Annotated in this window: 17 protein-coding genes; 12 read left to right on the forward strand and 5 right to left on the reverse strand. The window is 55.9% G+C overall.

Features of this window, described 5'->3' with window-relative positions:
- A complete protein-coding gene (locus E6C51_RS13020; protein ID WP_190236276.1) occupies positions 1-657 on the reverse strand; it encodes a DUF2291 family protein in 657 nt (218 codons plus the stop codon).
- A gap of 1,343 nt (positions 658-2,000) precedes the next feature.
- On the opposite strand from E6C51_RS13020, the gene E6C51_RS13025 reads away from it, so the two are divergent.
- From E6C51_RS13025 to derI, 6 genes are read left to right on the forward strand one after another with little or no spacing between them, the layout of a single operon-like run.
- Positions 2,001-3,638, forward strand: coding sequence for an FGGY-family carbohydrate kinase (locus E6C51_RS13025; protein ID WP_190236277.1), 1,638 nt, complete (start codon positions 2,001-2,003; stop codon positions 3,636-3,638).
- Positions 3,635-5,155, forward strand: coding sequence for a glycerol-3-phosphate dehydrogenase (locus E6C51_RS13030; RefSeq protein ID WP_190236278.1), 1,521 nt, complete (start codon positions 3,635-3,637; stop codon positions 5,153-5,155). The genes E6C51_RS13025 and E6C51_RS13030 overlap by 4 nt, the downstream gene beginning before the upstream one ends.
- A gap of 15 nt (positions 5,156-5,170) precedes the next feature.
- Entirely contained in the window at positions 5,171-6,103 is a 933-nt protein-coding gene (locus tag E6C51_RS13035) for a sugar phosphate isomerase/epimerase family protein (protein WP_190236279.1), read from the forward strand.
- 18 nt (positions 6,104-6,121) lie between these two features.
- Complete coding sequence (locus E6C51_RS13040) at positions 6,122-7,120, forward strand: sugar-binding transcriptional regulator (protein WP_190236280.1); 999 nt, start codon at positions 6,122-6,124, stop codon at positions 7,118-7,120.
- On the forward strand, positions 7,117-7,881 hold the full coding sequence (locus tag E6C51_RS13045) for a triose-phosphate isomerase (RefSeq protein ID WP_190236281.1): 765 nt from the start codon (positions 7,117-7,119) through the stop codon (positions 7,879-7,881). Before E6C51_RS13040 ends, E6C51_RS13045 begins: the two co-directional genes overlap by 4 nt.
- Before the next feature lie 10 nt (positions 7,882-7,891).
- Positions 7,892-8,344, forward strand: a complete 453-nt coding sequence (gene derI, locus E6C51_RS13050) for a D-erythrulose-4-phosphate isomerase (protein WP_146935931.1) — start codon at positions 7,892-7,894, stop codon at positions 8,342-8,344.
- Between the two features lie 56 nt (positions 8,345-8,400).
- Here derI and E6C51_RS13055 read toward each other — a convergent pair whose 3' ends face one another.
- Together E6C51_RS13055 and E6C51_RS13060 are read right to left on the reverse strand one after the other, a co-directional pair.
- On the reverse strand, positions 8,401-9,144 hold the full coding sequence (locus tag E6C51_RS13055) for a response regulator transcription factor (protein ID WP_190236282.1): 744 nt from the start codon (positions 9,142-9,144) through the stop codon (positions 8,401-8,403).
- A complete protein-coding gene (locus tag E6C51_RS13060) occupies positions 9,125-10,363 on the reverse strand; it encodes a GAF domain-containing sensor histidine kinase (RefSeq protein ID WP_190236283.1) in 1,239 nt (412 codons plus the stop codon). The genes E6C51_RS13055 and E6C51_RS13060 overlap by 20 nt, the downstream gene beginning before the upstream one ends.
- 253 nt (positions 10,364-10,616) lie before the next feature.
- Here E6C51_RS13060 and E6C51_RS13065 point away from each other — a divergent pair, with 253 nt between their 5' ends.
- The 6 genes from E6C51_RS13065 (at position 10,617) to E6C51_RS13090 (ending at position 16,357) form a co-directional block, all read left to right on the forward strand.
- Entirely contained in the window at positions 10,617-11,633 is a 1,017-nt protein-coding gene (locus tag E6C51_RS13065) for an ABC transporter substrate-binding protein (protein WP_146935925.1), read from the forward strand.
- Positions 11,634-11,725: 92 nt separating this feature from the next.
- The gene (locus tag E6C51_RS13070; RefSeq protein WP_407920808.1) at positions 11,726-13,180 is read left to right on the forward strand and encodes a sugar ABC transporter ATP-binding protein; all 1,455 of its coding nucleotides are present in this window, start codon (positions 11,726-11,728) and stop codon (positions 13,178-13,180) included.
- A complete protein-coding gene (locus E6C51_RS13075) occupies positions 13,177-14,121 on the forward strand; it encodes an ABC transporter permease (protein WP_190236284.1) in 945 nt (314 codons plus the stop codon). Before E6C51_RS13070 ends, E6C51_RS13075 begins: the two co-directional genes overlap by 4 nt.
- Positions 14,118-15,065 carry an ABC transporter permease gene (locus tag E6C51_RS13080; protein ID WP_190236285.1) on the forward strand — a complete coding sequence of 316 codons (948 nt, stop codon included), beginning with the start codon at positions 14,118-14,120 and terminating at the stop codon, positions 15,063-15,065. Before E6C51_RS13075 ends, E6C51_RS13080 begins: the two co-directional genes overlap by 4 nt.
- Positions 15,066-15,122: 57 nt before the next feature.
- Positions 15,123-16,043, forward strand: a complete 921-nt coding sequence (locus E6C51_RS13085) for an SMP-30/gluconolactonase/LRE family protein (RefSeq protein ID WP_190236286.1) — start codon at positions 15,123-15,125, stop codon at positions 16,041-16,043.
- A gap of 131 nt (positions 16,044-16,174) precedes the next feature.
- Complete coding sequence (locus E6C51_RS13090; protein ID WP_146936085.1) at positions 16,175-16,357, forward strand: DUF3008 family protein; 183 nt, start codon at positions 16,175-16,177, stop codon at positions 16,355-16,357.
- A 76-nt stretch (positions 16,358-16,433) separates the two neighbouring features.
- On the opposite strand, the gene E6C51_RS13095 is transcribed toward E6C51_RS13090, so the two are convergent.
- Positions 16,434-17,885: a phospholipase D-like domain-containing protein gene (locus tag E6C51_RS13095; protein WP_230987273.1), complete on the reverse strand. Its 1,452-nt coding sequence runs from the start codon at positions 17,883-17,885 to the stop codon at positions 16,434-16,436.
- A gap of 139 nt (positions 17,886-18,024) precedes the next feature.
- A complete protein-coding gene (locus tag E6C51_RS13100; protein ID WP_146935915.1) occupies positions 18,025-18,264 on the reverse strand; it encodes a hypothetical protein in 240 nt (79 codons plus the stop codon).
- Between the last annotated feature and the right edge of the window lie 240 nt (positions 18,265-18,504).

Raw genomic sequence — 18,504 nt, forward strand, 5'->3', positions numbered from 1 at the left:
CTATTTCACCTCGAAGCTGACCGGCGTCACCAGCCAGTTTTTCGGATTGATCAGTTGAAACACGCCCACAACGGAAACCGTCTTTCCGCTCAGATTTGCCGGATCAAGATTGGCAAGAACCTCTTTCTTGACCTGATTGTTGATGGCTGAACCGGCGTTTTGATATTCGATCTGATTGGTAAACTGGCCAAATGAAATGGTGCCGGTGGCATCGCGCAAATCGGTGCCGTTCAAGGCTGGTCCCGTTTGCACCCGGACGGTCACGTCACCGGCAAGGCCATCGACCTTGACCACATTGTAATTGGCCTTGCGCTCGCTCACCACGCCGGTGAATTTGATCGGAATGATCGGGCCAACGCCGCCTGCCACACCAAATTTTTCACCGGCTGCTTTTTTATCAGCCTCAATGGCTTTTAACAGCACCACAGCATCCACGGCGCGCTTTTCGACATTGTCTCTGATCTTGGGAAATTCTTCGACGCCATAGGCTTCAGCCGAAAAGGCCTTTTGGCGCACATCCTGCTCCGAGCCAATGTGAACGACCGTGGTGTCGAGCGCGATTGCACCAAGAACGGCGAGCACACCGACCACGGTTATCACGCCATAGGAGCGTGATTTTGTCGATCTCGGTGATAGCCCTGCATGTGCTATGCTCATGGTCGAAGACCTCCGCTTCAATTCATCATCGCAATCGGTTGCCCACCAAAAAGGCGGCGTGGCGCGCTAGCCTCAGTTGGTAGACATTCAATTTTCGACACGCCTTCACCCTTCCAACCCGAAGAGGTTGAACGGAGGCAGTCACTCATGGTCGAAAATTGGTGTGAAAAATTTGCGCCTTTTCCTGAAGCCTTTGCACAAGACGCAGAAGCTAAAAGGCAAAGATCGCATCAGCCTGGCTCGAAAACAGCCAACGACCGGTCGACACGCCTTCCCCGGTCTGCGCACATTCCCCGGTTTGCGCACATTCCAAAGTGTAATGTAATCACGCGGATCTCCTCCCGACATTGACCGCCCTAAGCCTGACCGCCTCCTCCGGGCATGTTGGTCAGCATGGCAGCAATTTAACGGTATTACTGTGTTATATTCACCTCGAAAGATGTTATAAATATGAAGGGCTGTCAATCGGTGAATTTAACATTTTCCAACAATCTCGAAGATGTGAGAATGAATCAATCTGCCCATCAACCTGAGGCGGTGACGATTTCGCACAACAATCCTCCGCCCCATCATGCATCTGTCATGCACACATTCAAGATTGAAGGAGAAAGAAACAAGTCATTGTTTATAATAGATATTATTGTTTATCATGTTCAACACTCCCAAAAAACCGGTAGGAAGGCAACCCTGTCTTTTACGTGCAAAGCAGCAACAACCTCGGGATGGTCTGTGCGATTGCCAAGCAGGATGGCCCCAGGAGCGCAATGGCACTTGCCTGTATATTTTTTCTGGTTTTGAAAAATTTTACGAGACATATGTTAAATCTATGGTATTTGATAACACCAGTTGAGTGATTGATCTCACAGCAACGAACCGCAGCAAAAACAACAGCGGTTCGACGCGCTCCGGGAGAGAGCGCCAAAGAGGCGGGAGGAAACCATGGTAATCAGGCAGGATTGTTTGAAGCCTCTTAAAGCGGTTTACTGTTTCACGGAAACCACGGTAGACGACCTAAACGTTTTAACGTGCCGCTTACCCCCTCATCCCCCTGCCGGGACCTTCTCCCCGCTGGGGAGAAGACATGTCAGGGAAGCCTTGTCCTTCCTTAACGTGTCTTTCCTCAACACAGAACCGAGGCACCGTGCTGTCGCTTTGGTATCTTCTCCCCAGCGGGGAGAAGGTGGCGGCAGCCGGATGAGGGGGGCGAAGCCCCGAAAAGATTTGCGTCGTGTACTGTGCACGGAAACACCAAGCCGTTCTCACTTTTTGTTTTTGCGCATGTCCGAACGGAAAACCATTACACAGTTTTCCTGGACATGCTCTCAACGAGGTGGAGCGGCGCTATGATCGTTCAAAGTGATCGTCGGGGCGATATCATCATTGGCATTGATGCCGGCACATCGGTGATGAAAGCCGTTGCCTTCACGCTCAACGGCGAGCAATTGGCTGTCTCATCCATTCGCAATCACTATGTCATGGGCCATGATGGTTCCGCCACCCAGTCGCTTAGCAAAACATGGGCCGATTGCCAAAGCGCCCTACGCGCGCTGGGTGATAGGGTGCCGCAGCTGGCGGAGCGCACGGCAGCGATTGCCGTCACCGGACAGGGCGATGGCACGTGGCTGGTTGGCAAGAACAATCAGCCGGTGGGTGATGCATGGCTGTGGCTGGATGCGAGAGCCGCTCCCACCGTTGAGCGCCTTAGCCTGCAAGAGAGTGATCGCCCCCGGTTTGAAGCCACCGGCACCGGCCTGAACACCTGCCAGCAAGGCAGCCAGATGGCCCATATGGATGCCACCACCCCCAATTTGCTCGATGAGGCCGAGGTCGCCCTGCATTGCAAGGATTGGCTCTATCTCAATTTGACCGGTGTGCGCGCCACCGACCCCTCGGAGGCGAGCTTCACCTTTGGCAATTTCCGAACCCGCCGTTATGACAGCGTGGTGCTCGATGCGCTTGGGCTTGATCATCGTCGGCATTTGCTGCCGGAGATTCTGGAGGGCACGCAAGCAACCCATCCGCTCACCGAGGCAAGCGCCAAAGCCTGTGGCCTCAAGCCCGGAACACCCGTGTGTCTGGGCTATGTGGATATGGTCATGACCGCATTGGGGGCCGGTGTGCGCAGCGGCGGCCACAATGCCGCCTGCTCCACCATTGGCTCGACCGGTGTGCACATGCAGGCAAAGGCGGTGGCCGATGTGCAGCTGAATGCGGCCCGCACTGGCTATGTGATCGCCTTGCCCCTGCCCGATCTGGTCACGCAGGTGCAAAGCAATATGGGTTCGACCATCAATCTCGACTGGTTGTTGCAGCTGGCCGCCGATCTGATGGGCGAAAATGGCGATGTGGTTGATTACACGGCGCTGATCCCGCGCATTGATGCATGGTTTGCCAAAAGCCAGCCCGGCACCTTGATTTACCATCCCTATATTTCCGAGGCCGGTGAGCGGGGGCCTTTTGTCAATGCCCATGCGCGCGCGGGCTTTACCGGGCTCAACAGCCGCCATCGTTTTCCCGATATGGTGCGCTCCGTGGTCGAGGGTCTGGCCCTTGCCACGCGCGATTGTTATGCGGCCATGGGTGCCTTTCCCAAAGAACTGCGCCTGAGCGGCGGTGCGGCGCGCTCAAAGGCTTTGCGCCAGACACTGGCCGCCGCCGTTGGCGCGCCCATTCGCGTCAGCCGCCGCGACGAAACGGGCGCCGCGGGAGCGGCGATGATGGCAGCGGTGGCCATTGGCGCTTATGGCAGCATGGATGATTGCATTCAGGATTGGGTGACGCCCTATCTTGGCACCGCGGAAACGGTTGATCGGGGTGAAGCCCGCCGCTTTGATCTGCTTGCGGCATCTTATAGCGAAATCCGCCATGCGCTGGAGCCGGTGTGGAACCACATGGCCCAGGGTGACGGCTGGCCGGACGCAGCAGCACTCCCATCGCCCCCACAGGACACCATGACCACCATGCAGAGGAGCCCCTTATGACGGAGAGGGATGATAACACCATCATTGATCTTATGGTGATTGGCGGCGGCATTAACGGGGCTGGCATTGCGCGCGATGCCGCAGGCCGGGGACTGTCTGTTGTCTTGTGCGAGAAAGATGACCTGGCACAAGGCACATCCTCGCGCTCGGGCAAATTGGTGCATGGCGGCTTACGCTATCTGGAATATTACGAGTTCCGGCTGGTGCGCGAAGCGCTGATCGAGCGTGAGGTTTTGCTCAATTCCGCCAGCCACATCATCTGGCCGATGCGCTTTGTGCTGCCGCACAGCCCCAATGATCGCCCGGCCTGGCTGGTGCGTCTGGGTCTGTTTCTCTACGACCATCTGGGCGGGCGTAAAAAACTTCCCGGCACCCGCAGTCTGGACCTGCGCCGCGCGCCCGAAGGTGCCCCCCTGCAAGACCAGTTTACCAAGGGCTTTGAATATTCCGATTGCTGGGTCGATGACGCCCGCCTCGTTGTTTTGAACGCGCTGGACGCGGTTGAAAAAGGGGCAACCGTGCTGACCCGCACCGCCTGCATCAGTGCGCGGCGCGAAAACGGGCTTTGGACCGTGCAATTGCGCAACAGCCGAAACGGCATGGTCCAAACCTATAAGGCGCGCGCTGTCGTTAACGCCGCAGGGCCGTGGGTCAATGACATTATCGGTCGGGTTGCTGGCACCAACAGCCAGCGCACGGTGCGACTGGTCAAAGGCAGTCATATTATTGTGCCAAAGTTCTGGAACGGCAATCAGGCCTATCTGGTGCAAAACCACGACAAGCGGGTGATTTTCATCAACCCCTATGAGGGCGACAAGGCGCTGATTGGCACCACGGATATTCCCTATGATGGCGCGCCCGAACATGTGGCGGCAGATGAGAGCGAAATTGAATATCTGATTGCCGCGGTTAATCGCTATTTCAAGGAAAAGCTGCGACGCAGCGATGTGATCGAGAGCTTTTCCGGTGTCAGACCCTTGTTTGATGACGGCAAGGGCAATCCATCCGCGGTCACCCGCGATTATGTGTTTGATCTGGATGAGACCGGCGGCGCGCCGCTGCTCAACGTATTTGGTGGCAAGATCACCACGTTTCGTAAATTGTCCGAGCACGCCCTGCAAAAACTCGCAGGCTTTTTCCCGAAAATGGGACCCGATTGGACCGCCCGCGCCACCTTGCCGGGCGGCGAGATTGCCAATGCCGATTATGTGGCCTTCACGGAGCAATTGCGCAGCCGCTATCCATGGATGCCTCGGGCATTGCTGCATCACTACGGCCACCTTTATGGCGCGCGCACGCCGCAAATCATCAAGGATGCGAAGGCCTTGTCGGAGCTGGGACGCCATTTTGGCGCACAGCTTTATGAGGCGGAAGTGCGCTATCTGATCGCCACCGAATGGGCTGAAACAGCCGATGATGTGCTCAAGCGCCGCACCAAAGAAGGGCTGCACATGACGGAGCTGCAAAAGGCCGAGTTCACCGCCTGGTTTGAGGCTGAACTGGCAAAAGCGGCGTAAACGACAGGACACACCATGCCCCTCACTTTGTCTTTAAACACAAATCCGCTGGTCAATCGTTTTGCCGATCCCAATGACCTGATCGACACCGTGGCGCGGGATTTGAAAATCCGCGACCTGCAATTGACCCACGAGTTTATCAATCCCAGCTGGCCGGCTTCCACCCTTCGCCGCCTGACGCGGGAGATGAATGCAGCGCTGCACAGAACGGGCGTGCGCGTTACCTCCGGCATGACAGGGCCTTACGGCCGCCTGAACCATTTCGGCCATCCCGATGCCGAAGTGCGGCGCTATTATGTGGAGTGGTTCAAGACTTTTGCCGACATCACCGCCGATCTCGGCGGCCAGTCGCTTGGCACGCAATTCGCCATCTTGACCTATAAGGATTATGATGATGATGCGCGCCGGGAGGAGCTGATCCGCATTGCCATCGAATGCTGGCAGGAGGTGGCGGACCACGCGAAAGCGGCAGGCCTGTCTTTCTTGTTCTGGGAGCCGATGAGCATTGGCCGGGAATTTGGCGAAACAATTGATGCCTGTCTTGCCCTGCAAACCCGCCTGACCAACACGCCCATGGCCATTCCCATGTGGATGATGGCCGATATTGACCACGGCGATGTGACCTCCCCCAACCCGGATGATTACGACCCTTATGCCTGGGCACGGGCCGTGCCGAAACTCTCACCAATCATCCACATCAAGCAAAGCTTGATGGACAAAGGCGGTCATCGCCCCTTTACCGCCGAGTTCAACGCCAAAGGGCGCATTCAGCCCGCTCCTCTGCTCGAGGCTTTGGCCGCTGGCGGGGCCATCGACAATGAAATTTGTCTGGAACTGTCGTTCAAGGAGCGCGAGCCCAATGACCGGCAGGTGATCGACCACATTGCAGAAAGCGTTGCCTTCTGGGCACCGTTTATTGAGACCGGCGTCAACGACCTGAATATTTAGAGATTGGAACGGCTCGGCATGGATAGGCTCGTAAAAACCAATGTGACCACCAGCGACGCTGACGAATCTCTCGCCATCCGTGCCGCCTGGTTGCATTATGTTGGCGGCTTGACCCAATCGGCGGTGGCCAAACGGCTTGGCTTGCCCTCCGTCAAGACCCATCGGTTGATCGCCAAGGCGGTGGCAGAAGGGGTGGTGAAGGTCACCATTGACGGTGACATTGTCGAATGCGTTGAGCTGGAGATGCAGCTCTCAAACCATTTTGGTCTGGCCTATTGCGAGGTCGCACCCGACCTTGGCGAGGACGGACTGGCGCTGCGCACGCTGGGGGCTGCCGGTGCAGGCTTCTTGCGGCGCGAGATTGAGCGGGGTGACAACAAGGTAATTGGCCTTGGCCATGGTCGCACCTTGTCGGCAGCCGTGCAGCACATGCCAAGGCTGAATGGCAGCACCGTGCGGTTTGTGTCGCTTTTGGGTGGGCTGACGCGCCATTATGCTGCCAATCCCTATGATGTCATGCATCGGCTGGCTGAGAAAACCGGCACGCTGGCCTATGTGATGCCGGTGCCATTTTTTGCCAATACGGCCGAGGATCGCGATGTGCTTTTGGCCCAGCGCGGCGTGCGCGAAGTTTTTGATATGGCCAATCAGGCCGATCTGAAGCTGGTTGGTATTGGCACCGTCGATAGCCATGCGCAATTGGTGCAATCGGGCATGGTGGAAATGCGCGAGATTGTTGCCATTGCCAACCAAGGCGGTGTTGGCGAATTGCTGGGCCATTTTTTTGACGACAAAGGCCGAATCCTCGAAACCGACCTCAGCAATCGAACCCTTTCCGCTAATCTCCCCACCCGGCGCGGAGACAGGCTGGTGGCGCTGGCAGGTGGTGCCTCCAAACTTTCAGCCATCCGCGCCGTGCTCAAAAGCCATCGTCTGCATGGCCTGATTACCGATGAAACAACGGCGCGGCATTTGCTGAGCGAAGCCACCCCTATCAAGAGAACCGATAGATCATGACAGACACCACAGCTTGCTGGATTGGCACCAGCTGGAAGATGAACAAAACGTTGGATGAGGCTTTGGCCTTTGCCAATCGTCTGGCGGATGTTGCCGAGATGCCGGGCATTCAACGCTTTGTCATTCCGCCCTTTACCGCCGTTCGCGAGGTGAAAGAGGCTTTGGCAGGTACCGCCACCAAGGTGGGGGCGCAAAACATGCACTGGGCCGATCACGGTGCCTGGACCGGCGAAATTTCACCCTTGATGCTCAAGGATTGCGGCGCGGATCTGGTCGAGCTCGGCCATTCTGAACGGCGCAGCCATTTTGGCGAAACCGATGACACGGTAGGCTTGAAGGTGGAAGCGGCTTTGCGCCACGGCCTCGCGCCTCTGATCTGCATTGGCGAGACACTGGCTGAGCGCGAGGCGGGCGACGCGCAAAAGGTGCTGGAGATGCAGGTTCGCGCGGCACTGTCGCGCCTGTCACCACAACAATGCAAGGCTGAGATTCTTTTGGCCTATGAGCCTGTCTGGGCCATTGGCGAGGGCGGCATTCCGGCAACCGTTGATTATGCCGATGCCCGCCATGCCGAGATTATCGCGGTGGCACAATCGGTTCTGGGGCGCGCCATTCCATGCCTCTACGGCGGCTCGGTCAATCCCGGCAATTGTGAAGAGCTGGTTTCCAGCCCCCATATCGGTGGGCTTTTCATTGGCCGTTCCGCCTGGAGCGTTGACGGCTATCTGGACATTTTAGCGCGCGTTGCGCGGACATTGTGAGGAGAACATCATGAAAATTGCGATTGCCGGAGACAGCGCGGGTGAAGGTCTTGCAAGCGTGTTGGCAACCTATCTGAAAGACCGTTTCGAGGTGCATGAAATTTCGCGCACCGATGCCGGACCAGACGCCTTTTATGCCGACCTTGCTGACCGGGTGGCCTCTGCCGTCATAAAGGGCACCTATGATCGGGCCATTCTGGTGTGCGGCACCGGCATTGGTGTCTGCATTGCCGCCAACAAGGTGCACGGCATTCGGGCGGCCCTCACCCATGATACCTATTCGGCCGAACGGGCGGCCCTGTCCAACAATGCGCAGATTATCACCATGGGCTCACGGGTGATTGGCCCGGAAGTGGCCAAAGCGGTGGCGGACACTTTTCTCTCCAACACCTTCGATCCGCAAGGCCGCTCTGCCGATAACGTCAAGGCGATTGATGCGGTGGATGCCAAATATAGCGCGTGACAATACCGTGTGTCCTTGATTGAGCGACACACGGTCTATCTTTATCTCGGCATGGCTCACAATTGCGCGTCCTGCCGGGCAATGCGTTTCAACCAGATGGCAAGCTCTGCCTCTGCCCGTTCCAGCGCCGGGTGATTGAGCAGTTTGCGCAAAAACGCGACTGTCACCGCCCTAGCCCGCAGGTTGAACAAGGCCTCGCTGCTGGTGTCAGCACTGGGATTATAGACCCCCAATTTGTCGTAGATGCTTTGCAGACGGTTTTGAACGCTTCTGAGCGAGAGGTTGCGCCGTCTTGCAATGGCGCGATCCGTCAGGCCCAAGGCAATGTCGATGAGAATTTCATATTCGGAATCACTGAAGCCATAGACATTGCCCAGGCTTTTTTGCTGTAAGCCTCGAATTTCGCGATCAATCACGCATTGCGCCTCAACGAATATTGAGCGGAGCGCCAGATGCAGCCGTTCCTCTGATGCCGATTTCAACACATAGCCATAGGCGGCACCGTCGGGCACGATGCGGGCAATGCCGCGCACATTGGCCTCATCGGCAAAATTCGACCAGAACAGAATGCTGGTTTCCGGTCGCTCATGCCATATGGTTCGTGCCGCCTCAATTCCGTTGCGCGGGCTCATCTGCAAATCCATGACGATTTTGTCAAAGCGGTACTCACGGGCGAGCTTTTCACAGGCAAGCCCATCGGACGCCTCCATGATCAACTCGCACTCCGGCAGGGCTGCATGCACCGCTTCGTTCAAATACATCCGATGCAACGGATCATCTTCAACGATCAAAACTTTCATCGATCCCTCCCTGTTCTGGCACCGGCCAAAGTAAAGATACGCAGAAGCCGTTTTCGCCATTTCGGCACACAAACCGCGCTCCGATCAGTTCGGCACGGGTTCTCATATTGTCCAGACCGTTGCCGCGCATGACGCTCTTCTTTTCCAACCCGACACCATTATCGCAAACTTCAAGCACAATCTGGCCGTCTTCATTCCACAGACGCACGGTCAGCTTGTCTGCACGAGAATGGCGCACGACATTGTTGATCGCCTCCTGCGCAATGCGGAAAATTGCCAATGTTTCCGTGTCCGGCAATTGCGATGACAGGCCCTCTGTGTCGTCTGAAATCTGCCATGCGATCGAAACACCGCTATCGCGAATAGAGCGCTCCAAATGGTTTTCAATCGCTTCCACAAGGCCAAAGAGCTGCAACACCGAAGGCCGGGCCTGCTCGATGATCAGGCGCAAATCCTGCATGGATTGCTGCAAACTGCGGGTCAACGGCTCAAGCAAGTCTCCTGAAAGAGTCGGCATCAGGCTTAAGCGTTCGAGACGGCGGGCATAGCGGGTCATGTCGGCAAGGGTCTGATCATGCAGGTCCATGCCAATACGCTGGCGGTCCGCATCGAGCGCCTCCGTCAGGCGGCGCGCGCCCTGACGCAGCGTTTCCTCGCGCACCCGCGCTTCCGCCTCAATAATGGCCGATTGTTTTGCCCGATCGGCGATCAAAAGTGCGTAGAAATAGGGGGCCAGAAGATCGGCAATGGCTGCCAAACGCGCAAGATCGGCCTCCGTGTAAACATCGGCCTGAAGGCTTGAGCACGACAGCGCCCCAATTGTTTCACCATGCACCTTCAGGGCGGCGTGCAGCCGTCCTTTGAGCCTGTTTTCAAGGATTGGAGACGAAAAGGCACCGGGAAAATGAAAGCGTGGATCGGCGCAGGCATTGCCTGTTATCATGCAATCGATCACGCCCTTCAACAGGTCACGCAAGGGGCTTTGTTCGATACTGGCTGGTGGCCGCGTGCTCCATTCGGTCTCCAGGCCATTTTCATAGGCGGTGTGAAACGTGCTGCCCGGCGCAATGATGCAGACATCCATATGATCATTGGGCACAATGCTTTTGATTTCCTTGGCCACGGCATTGATCGCCGATTGAAAATCAAGCTGCCCGGCGAGAAGACGGGAAATACGCATATATTGCGCAAAAAGACCCGCCGATAGCGCGTTGGACATTGTTTCCTCCTGCCAGCGCCATCCTCCCGGCACTGTCCTACAGATTAATCCGATCAGGACGGCATCTGTCTTGCGGGATCCCGCACATGATCTGCATAAAACCGTAAGCTTTTTGCACCCCTTCGTCTATTCGCAAGCCTAAAGATGCGGCATTCTCTTCTTGCTGAAGACTGAATTCAGGACAGTATTTTCGGTCAAGCCGTTGAGGAGCGGCCCGAAAGTAGAGCCGCAAGCGGCTTTGAGGGAGAGAGACATGAATTCCAAGAGTATTTTCATGGCATCCGTTGCCATGCTGTGCGCAGCTTTGCCCTTATCGGCTCATGCCGAAACGGCTGATAAGAAAATTGCCCTGTCCAACAATTATGCTGGCAATTCGTGGCGTCAGGCCATGCTGACCAGTTGGGACAAAGTGACGAAAGAGGCGGTGAAAACCGGCGTTGTCAGTGCGGCCGATGCGTTCACAACCGCAGAAAATCAGGCGACAGAGCAGGCCGCCCAAATCCAGAACATGATTTTGCAAGGCTATAATGCCATTGTGATTGATGCCGCCTCGCCCACCGCCCTGAACGGCGCGGTCAAGGAAGCGTGCGATGCGGGCATCGTGGTTGTGTCCTTTGATGGTATCGTCACCGAGCCTTGCGCATGGCGCATTGCTGTTGACTTCAAGGGCATGGGCAAAAGTCAGATCGATTACCTTGCCAAGCGGCTTCCCAAAGGCGGCAATCTGCTGGAAATTCGCGGGCTGGCTGGCGTCTCCGTTGATGATGAAATCTCCGCAGGCATTCATGAAGGCGTAAAAGAACATCCACAGTTCAAGATCGTCGGTTCCGTGCATGGCGATTGGGCACAGGAAGTGGCCCAGCGCGCCGTGGCCGGTGTTTTGCCAAGTCTTCCCGAGATTGCCGCCGTTGTGACCCAAGGCGGCGATGGCTATGGCGCAGCGCAAGCCTTTGAGGCCGCCAAGCGTCCGACACCCGTCATTGTCATGGGCAACCGACAGGATGAGCTGCAATGGTGGAAGCAGCAAAAGGATGCCAATGGCTATGAAACCATGTCGGTCTCAATTGCGCCCGGTGTCTCGACACTGGCTTTCTGGGTGGCGCAGCAAATTCTGGATGGCAAGACCGTGAAGAAAGATCTGGTGGTTCCTTTCCTGCGCATCAATCAGGATACGTTGGACAAGGCGCTTGAAACCACCCCGAAGGGCGGCGTTGCCAATGTCGAATATACGTTGAAAGACGCGCAGGCCGTGATTGACGCGGCAAAATAACCCGGCCTCACAGTGTCTCACGCTCTGCCCTTTCACATGAGCGGCAGAGCGTCCGACGTCTCATGTTCGATTTTATTGGAATGCGGAGAGCCATGCAGAGCCCTCAAACAGTTGTCTCAGTCGAAAATGTGCGGATCCAGTTTGGTGCTGTCAAAGCGCTGGATGGCGTGGATCTTGCCATTCAAAGCGGTGAAGTGCTCGGCTTGATCGGCCATAATGGCGCGGGAAAATCAACCATTGTCAATGTGATCAATGGCGCTTTGGCACCCCATCAGGGAACGGTAGCCTATGGGGCGAGTACAAAGCGCACAGGCATCGCCACTGCTCGCGCCAATGGCATTCGCTGTGCTTTTCAAGAGCTGTCTTTGTGCCCCAATCTCACGGTTGCGGAAAACACCAGGCTGATGCACGCTGCACTCAAGGGTTTTGGCTGGCGAAAGCGTGCCGGTCAGCTTTTTCGCCAGGCCATGGATGAGATTTTTCCCGGCAACACCGTTGCCGCCGATGATCTTGTCGGCGATCTGTCGATTGCGGAGCGGCAGATGGTGGAAATTGCCATCAACTTTATGACCGCTGGTGAAAAGCCAAGGCTTGTTATTCTCGATGAGCCAACATCCTCGCTGGATTCCGGTCTTGCCGAGCAATTGCTGGCCTATGTCCGGCATTTTGTGGCAAATGGCGGCTCGGTCATCTTGATCTCCCACATTTTGAGCGAAATTCTGTCCACCGCCAACCGCATCGTTGTGATGAAGGATGGTAAAATCGCAGCCTCAAAACCAGCATCTGAGTTCACGGTGCGCAGTCTGGTGGAAACCATGGGCAGCGTGGTGAAAGAGAAAAGCCATCGTGCCGAAAACAGTGATCTGAACGGGGCTGAAATTGTTATCTCCCATGCTCAGAAGCCATCAGAAAACATTCCCTTCCATGCCCGCAAAGGCGAAATTGTCGGGCTGGCCGGTCTTGCAGGCCATGGACAGACCGAAATGCTGCTCGAACTTTTTGAGCAGCAGTCCAGCAATTGGTGGCCAGCGCGCGACAACAGCATTGCGTTTGTTGCAGGTGATCGCAGCCTGAACGGCACATTTGCGCTGTGGAGTATTCTCAGAAACCTGACGATCAGCAATCTGCGCGCCCTCGCCCGGTTTGGGACAATTGACGGGTTGCGCGAGGAAGCTTTGGGGCAGGACTGGAAAAAGCGCATCTCGATCAAGACGCCGGATACCGATCTGTCCATTCTCTCGCTATCCGGCGGCAATCAGCAAAAAGTGCTGTTTGCCCGGGCATTGTCGCTCAACGCCCCCATTGTGCTGATGGATGATCCCATGCGTGGTGTCGATATTGGCACCAAGCAGGAAGTCTACAAAATTCTGCGCGATGAGGCCGCCAAAGGCTGCACCTTCCTGTGGTATTCGACCGAAATGGACGAAATCTGCCTCTGCGATCGGGTCTATGTGTTCCGTGATGGGGCCATCGTGGCGGAGCTCTCTGGCGAACAAATTTCCGAAGAGAGCATTCTGGCAGCGTCGTTTAGCGGAGGAAATCCATGAAGTCCCCTTCAGCCAATGCCATGCGGCTCCTGATCCCGGCAATCTCACTCATCGCCCTGCTTGCCGCCGTTTTCTATCTCCAACCACGCGCCATGAGTTATGTTGGCCTCAACCTGCTGTTCAATCTGGCTGTGCCGATTGCGCTGGCCACCATTGCGCAAATGACCATCATGGCTGTGAATGATCTCGATTTGTCGATGGGCACATTTGTCAGCTTTGCCGCCTGTGTCACGGCGGTTTATATGCCGCAAGAGCCCGTGCTTGCTGTTGTAATTCTTCTGGCTGCCATTGCCATCTATGCCTTGCTTGGCTTTCTCATCGCGTTGCGCGATTTGCCGTCCATTGTGGTGACGCTTGGCATGAGCTTTGTGTGGGGCGGGCTTGCCGTTCTCATTTTGCCAACACCGGGCGGGCAGGCTCCGCAATGGCTGCGGGCCTTTATGACGATCAAACCACCATTCGTGCCCATGGCCATCATTGCCAGCGTGGTGATTGCTCTGTTGGCGCACTATCTCATCATGCGCACCACCTTTGGTGTGATCATTCGTGGCGTTGGTGGCAATAGCCGCTCTGTTGCCCGCGCTGGCTGGTCGGTGCTGAAAATCAAGGCTGCGGCCTATGCGCTCGCCGGTTTCTTTGCCGTGCTCTCCGGCATGGCGCTCGTGGGGCTCGCAACCTCTGCCGATGCCAATATTGCGCTGCGCTACACGCTGCTCTCCATTGCAGGCGTCATCCTTGGTGGCGGCGAGTTTGTCGGTGGCCGGGTTTCGCCCATCGGGGCTGTGATCGGCACTTTGACGCTCACCCTTGCCGGGTCATTCCTGTCATTTCTTCATATTTCGCCCGATTGGCAGATCGGAGCCCAGGGCGCAATCCTGATCCTTGTGCTTGGCCTACGCTTGCTGTTCAACCGTACACAAACTTCGGGGAGCAAATCATGAAACATCTATCCCTGCTGTTTTCCAAGCCATGGATCTGGTCGTTTATTGCGGCCCTGATCACCTGGATCATCACTTTGGTGTTTACCGGTGGCGCAAGCTTTGTCGGTCTTTCACAAGCGGCTTTAACCTTCGCGTCCTTTTCGATCATCGTAGGGCTTGGCCAGATGATGGTCATCACGCTCGGCCCCGGCAATATCGATCTTTCGGTTCCCGCCACAATCACCCTGTCAGGCACCGTGGCGCTGAAGGTGATGGACGGCAACAATGCCATGATCCTCTCGGGCCTGTTGATTGCCATCGGTATTGGGCTGGCAATTGGCGTGTTCAATTATGCGCTGATCAAGCTTCTGCGCATTCCGCCCATTATCGCAACCCTATCAACCAGCTTTATCGTGCAGTCGGCAGCCATCTGGTATAATCGCGGCCTGCGTGTAAAGCCGCCGGAGGCGCTGGCCACATTCACTACCTCAAGCGTGATGGGCATTCCCAATCTCGCCATTCTGGCCCTGATTTTGTCCCTGATCGGCTGGTGGCTGCTGGAAAAAACCGTTTATGGCCGCTGGATATCCGCCATCGGGCAAAGCGCATTTGCAGCGAAAATGGCAGGCATTCCGGTCGATGGTGTCAGGCTTGTGACCTATATGCTGTGCGCAGTGATGTCATCGCTCTGCGGCTATGTGCTGGCCAGTTTTTCCGGCGGTGCAGCACTCAATATGGGGGCAGAATATCTTCTGATGTCGATTGCCGTCGTAGTGATCGGCGGATCGGCGGTGGCCGGTGGCAATTCCAATGTTCCGGGCATTTGGGGCGCATCCCTTTTTCTGTTTTTGGTGGTGTCAATGCTCAATACCTATGGATTTGGTGCCGGTATCCGCCTGATCCTGACGGGCACCATCATCATCGCTGTCATCCTTGTTGCCAGTCGGCCCCCGCGCAGAGCGTGATGCTTTTTATACCCAACCATTTCGAACCCAATAGAATTTGAGGAGTTCAGTCCGCCCATGCCCCATGAAGACGACACCTGTTTTGAAATTCACGATTCGCGTTTTCGCCACCTGATTGTCCCAAGTGCCAAGCTCGAAGAGCTTTATTCGGGGTGCCGCTGGGCGGAAGGGCCTGTGTGGTTTAGCGATCACAACTATCTGATTTTCAGCGATATTCCAAATCAACGCATGCTGCGTTACACGCCGGACGCTGGCATCTCGGTTTTTCGCGAGCCCAGCAATTTCATCAATGGCAATACACGCGACCGCAGTGGTCGGCTGATCTCCTGTCAACACGGCAACCGTCAGGTGGTTCGCACCGAAATCGACGGCACCATCACGGTGCTGGCCGATCGCTATCAGGGCAAGCGCCTGAACTCACCCAACGACGTTGTTGTCAAAAGCGATGGCAGCATCTGGTTCACCGATCCGACCTACGGCATTTTGTCTGACTACGAAGGATACCGGACTGAACCAGACCTTCCGACCCGCAATGTCTATCGGCTTGATCCCGAAAGCGGTGATCTGCGGGCGGTTGTTGAGGATTTTCAACAACCAAACGGGCTGGCTTTCTCGCCCGATGAACGACTGCTCTATATCGCCGATTCCGCCTATAGCCACGACGAGTCAGCGCCACGTCATATCCGCGTTTTCGATGTGGTGGATGGGCAGCGCCTTGAAAACGGCTGTATCTTCTGCACGATTGATAAGGGCCTTCCAGACGGCTTTCGGCTTGATCTGCAAGGCAATGTCTGGACCAGCGCTGGCGATGGCGTTCACTGCTTTGCACCGGATGGCACGCTGCTTGGAAAAATTCTGGTGCCACAAACCGTCGCCAACCTGACATTTGGCGGACCACGCAAAAACAGATTGTTCATCACTGCCACCCAATCGCTCTATGCCATCTACACTCTCGCAACGGGTGCGCAATATCCGTAACGATAGAGAGGTTATGCTGAATATTATCTGCGCTGAAGGGAACATTGCGGGGTGGGCGTGGTTGGGGAATGGACGGCCTGATTTTACGAGGCCGGAATTTACCGCTCCAGATTGACCGAAAGGAAAAAATCATGCCCGCAAAATCACAAGCCCAACAAAAAGCGGCAGGAGCAGCCCTGGCTGCCAAGCGCGGAGAGATGAAAAAGAGCGATTTGAAAGGTGCTTCGAAAAGCATGGAAAAGTCCATGTCCGAGCGCGAACTCGAGGAGATGGCCTCCACCAAGCGCAAAGGAAAACCTGACCACGTTTCATGACCGCCCCTCCACGGAAGGTGTGGAAGGTGCCACGTGCCTGGGTATCACCTTTCCAGCAGCAAAATTGCGCAACAGATTAAAAAATCAGGGATATCAGCCGCGTCCCGATGTGCTGCATTCTTCTGCGAAGATGAGCCACGGGATGGAAAGGCCTGGACGGATCGACAAGCGCTGTTCCCATCACCGGCTCCGTCTTTCCCTTTTGCACATCAACCTTGAAATCGCGCAGGCCACGGGCGTTAACATTATGCCTGTCAATGGTTTGGCCCAGTGTGCCACATTCTTCAAAGGTTTCACAAATCTCTTTCGGGGTGCTGGCCAAATGCTCGGCCAGCAAGCGATGACGCAATCCGGCAATTGCCGCCCGCTCCTGTGGTGAATGGGCCTCAATTGCCAGATCCGCTTCTGTATCAAGCCCTTCTGAGCGATTGTTGAGATTGGAAGAACCGACGCGAATGAAGCGATCATCGACAATCAGCAGCTTGGAATGAATGTAAACGTCATGAAGCTCCCCGGCCTCATCGGGAACCACAGCATACATGACGCGCAGCCGGTTTTGCCTGTCAACGCGCTTCAAACGTCGAATGAGACGCTGGCGATTGACGCCCAACACCAGCTTTTCCATCAGACCATGGCAAAGGCGAGTGGTGACCACCACAATTTCAGGCGGGTTTTCTTCTGCCAGCCGTTTGGCCATCGCGTCTGCAATGGAAAAGGACGTGAGATACTGCGCTTCGATATATATATGGCTTTCGGCCGCGTGAATGGCATTCAGGGCGAGCCGGTTGGATTGCCCTCTTCTGATCGGAGATTTTGCATCGGGTTGAGTGAGAGCCAGCGCGACGCGACAATTCTCCAGATCCGGCATGCGGTGAGCAGGCCAGCGCGTGGTCTGCACCGGCCGATGCCGGGGTATTTCTTCATTCGCTTGCGCCCAGCGATGGCGCACAATATCGCTGATGCTTCTGGCTGCGGAGCCATCTATCATCACCTGCATATCGTGAACGGCTTCATACGGTTTACCGTTGGGGCTGACGCGCAGCGGATTGGTGGGCAGATGATTGCTATCATCCCAGCGGCGGGCCGTCAGATCGATCCCACCGATGAAGGCAATGGAATCGTCGATAACCACGATTTTCTGATGGTGCGAGCTCCAAACGGGCTGACGCATGGCAAATTTCAAACACACACGCTCGTGACCAAGAATGCCGTTTTCCTGGAACACCTTCAGCGATTTTCCAGAATACACCGGCCCCATGGCCCAGACCAGAATGCGGATCACCAGATCCGGTTTCGCATCCAGCGCCTGTTGAAACAGCTCCCCTAGCCGACACTCATCCTCGTGTCCGGGGCGTAAGGGAATGTCCGGGTTAAAATCCCAACCAACCACCCATATCTCGTGCTCCGCCTGGCGGAGCGCCTCGGCAAGTTCATTGAAGTAATCGGCGGAATCCACCAGAAAGGCCAGCCTTCTGGCGCGATCCATGCTCCACACGGTGTCCTGAGAATGAGCGAGAACTGTATTCAAGATCGATAGTCCGGCTTGTTGGAATAGCAGACTAACCCCTCAAACGTCCTATTGTTCCTTGAATACCCTGCTTCATCGACAAACTTTGTTCGAAACGCCATCTGGTCCGTCGTCCAATCACAAGAAGATTGCCACGCCGTTAAGCAACGGAGTCGTCATCGCTGACCGACGGCAGCAGTAAGATAACCTCTCTTTGCCTTTCTTCATCGAGACTTTCAATGTGTTTATGCCAGAAGATCTTCGCCTCCTCGGGCTCATCTTCCCAGTGGCGCACAAACACCTTGTTGTCATCGATCAGGCCAAGGCGGGTACCGCCCAGCGAGAGATATTGTTTGGCAAGGCCCTCAGGTGCAAGTTCGGCAGGGTGGCTCTGAGACATGGGTTCACACTTCTCGGGTTCAAGCTCCTCGCGGAGGATTAAGAGAGCGGAGTTGCGTCGGATGGATAGGAAGCTCGACTGCCATTTCGTTGGCCATCGGTCGAAAACGGAAAAAGACCGATGTTCTTCAGCACCATCGTGTCCGTTTGGCACGACGCAACTCCTGTCTGTCAAACTCAGCTCGGCCGCCATGGTTCCAAATGATTGAGACGTTTTCGCCGGGAAGTTTTCGGATTGGAA

It is taken from the genome of Gillisella terrae (genome assembly GCF_004801395.1).
Taxonomy (GTDB): Bacteria; Pseudomonadota; Alphaproteobacteria; order Rhizobiales; family Rhizobiaceae; genus Allorhizobium; species Allorhizobium terrae.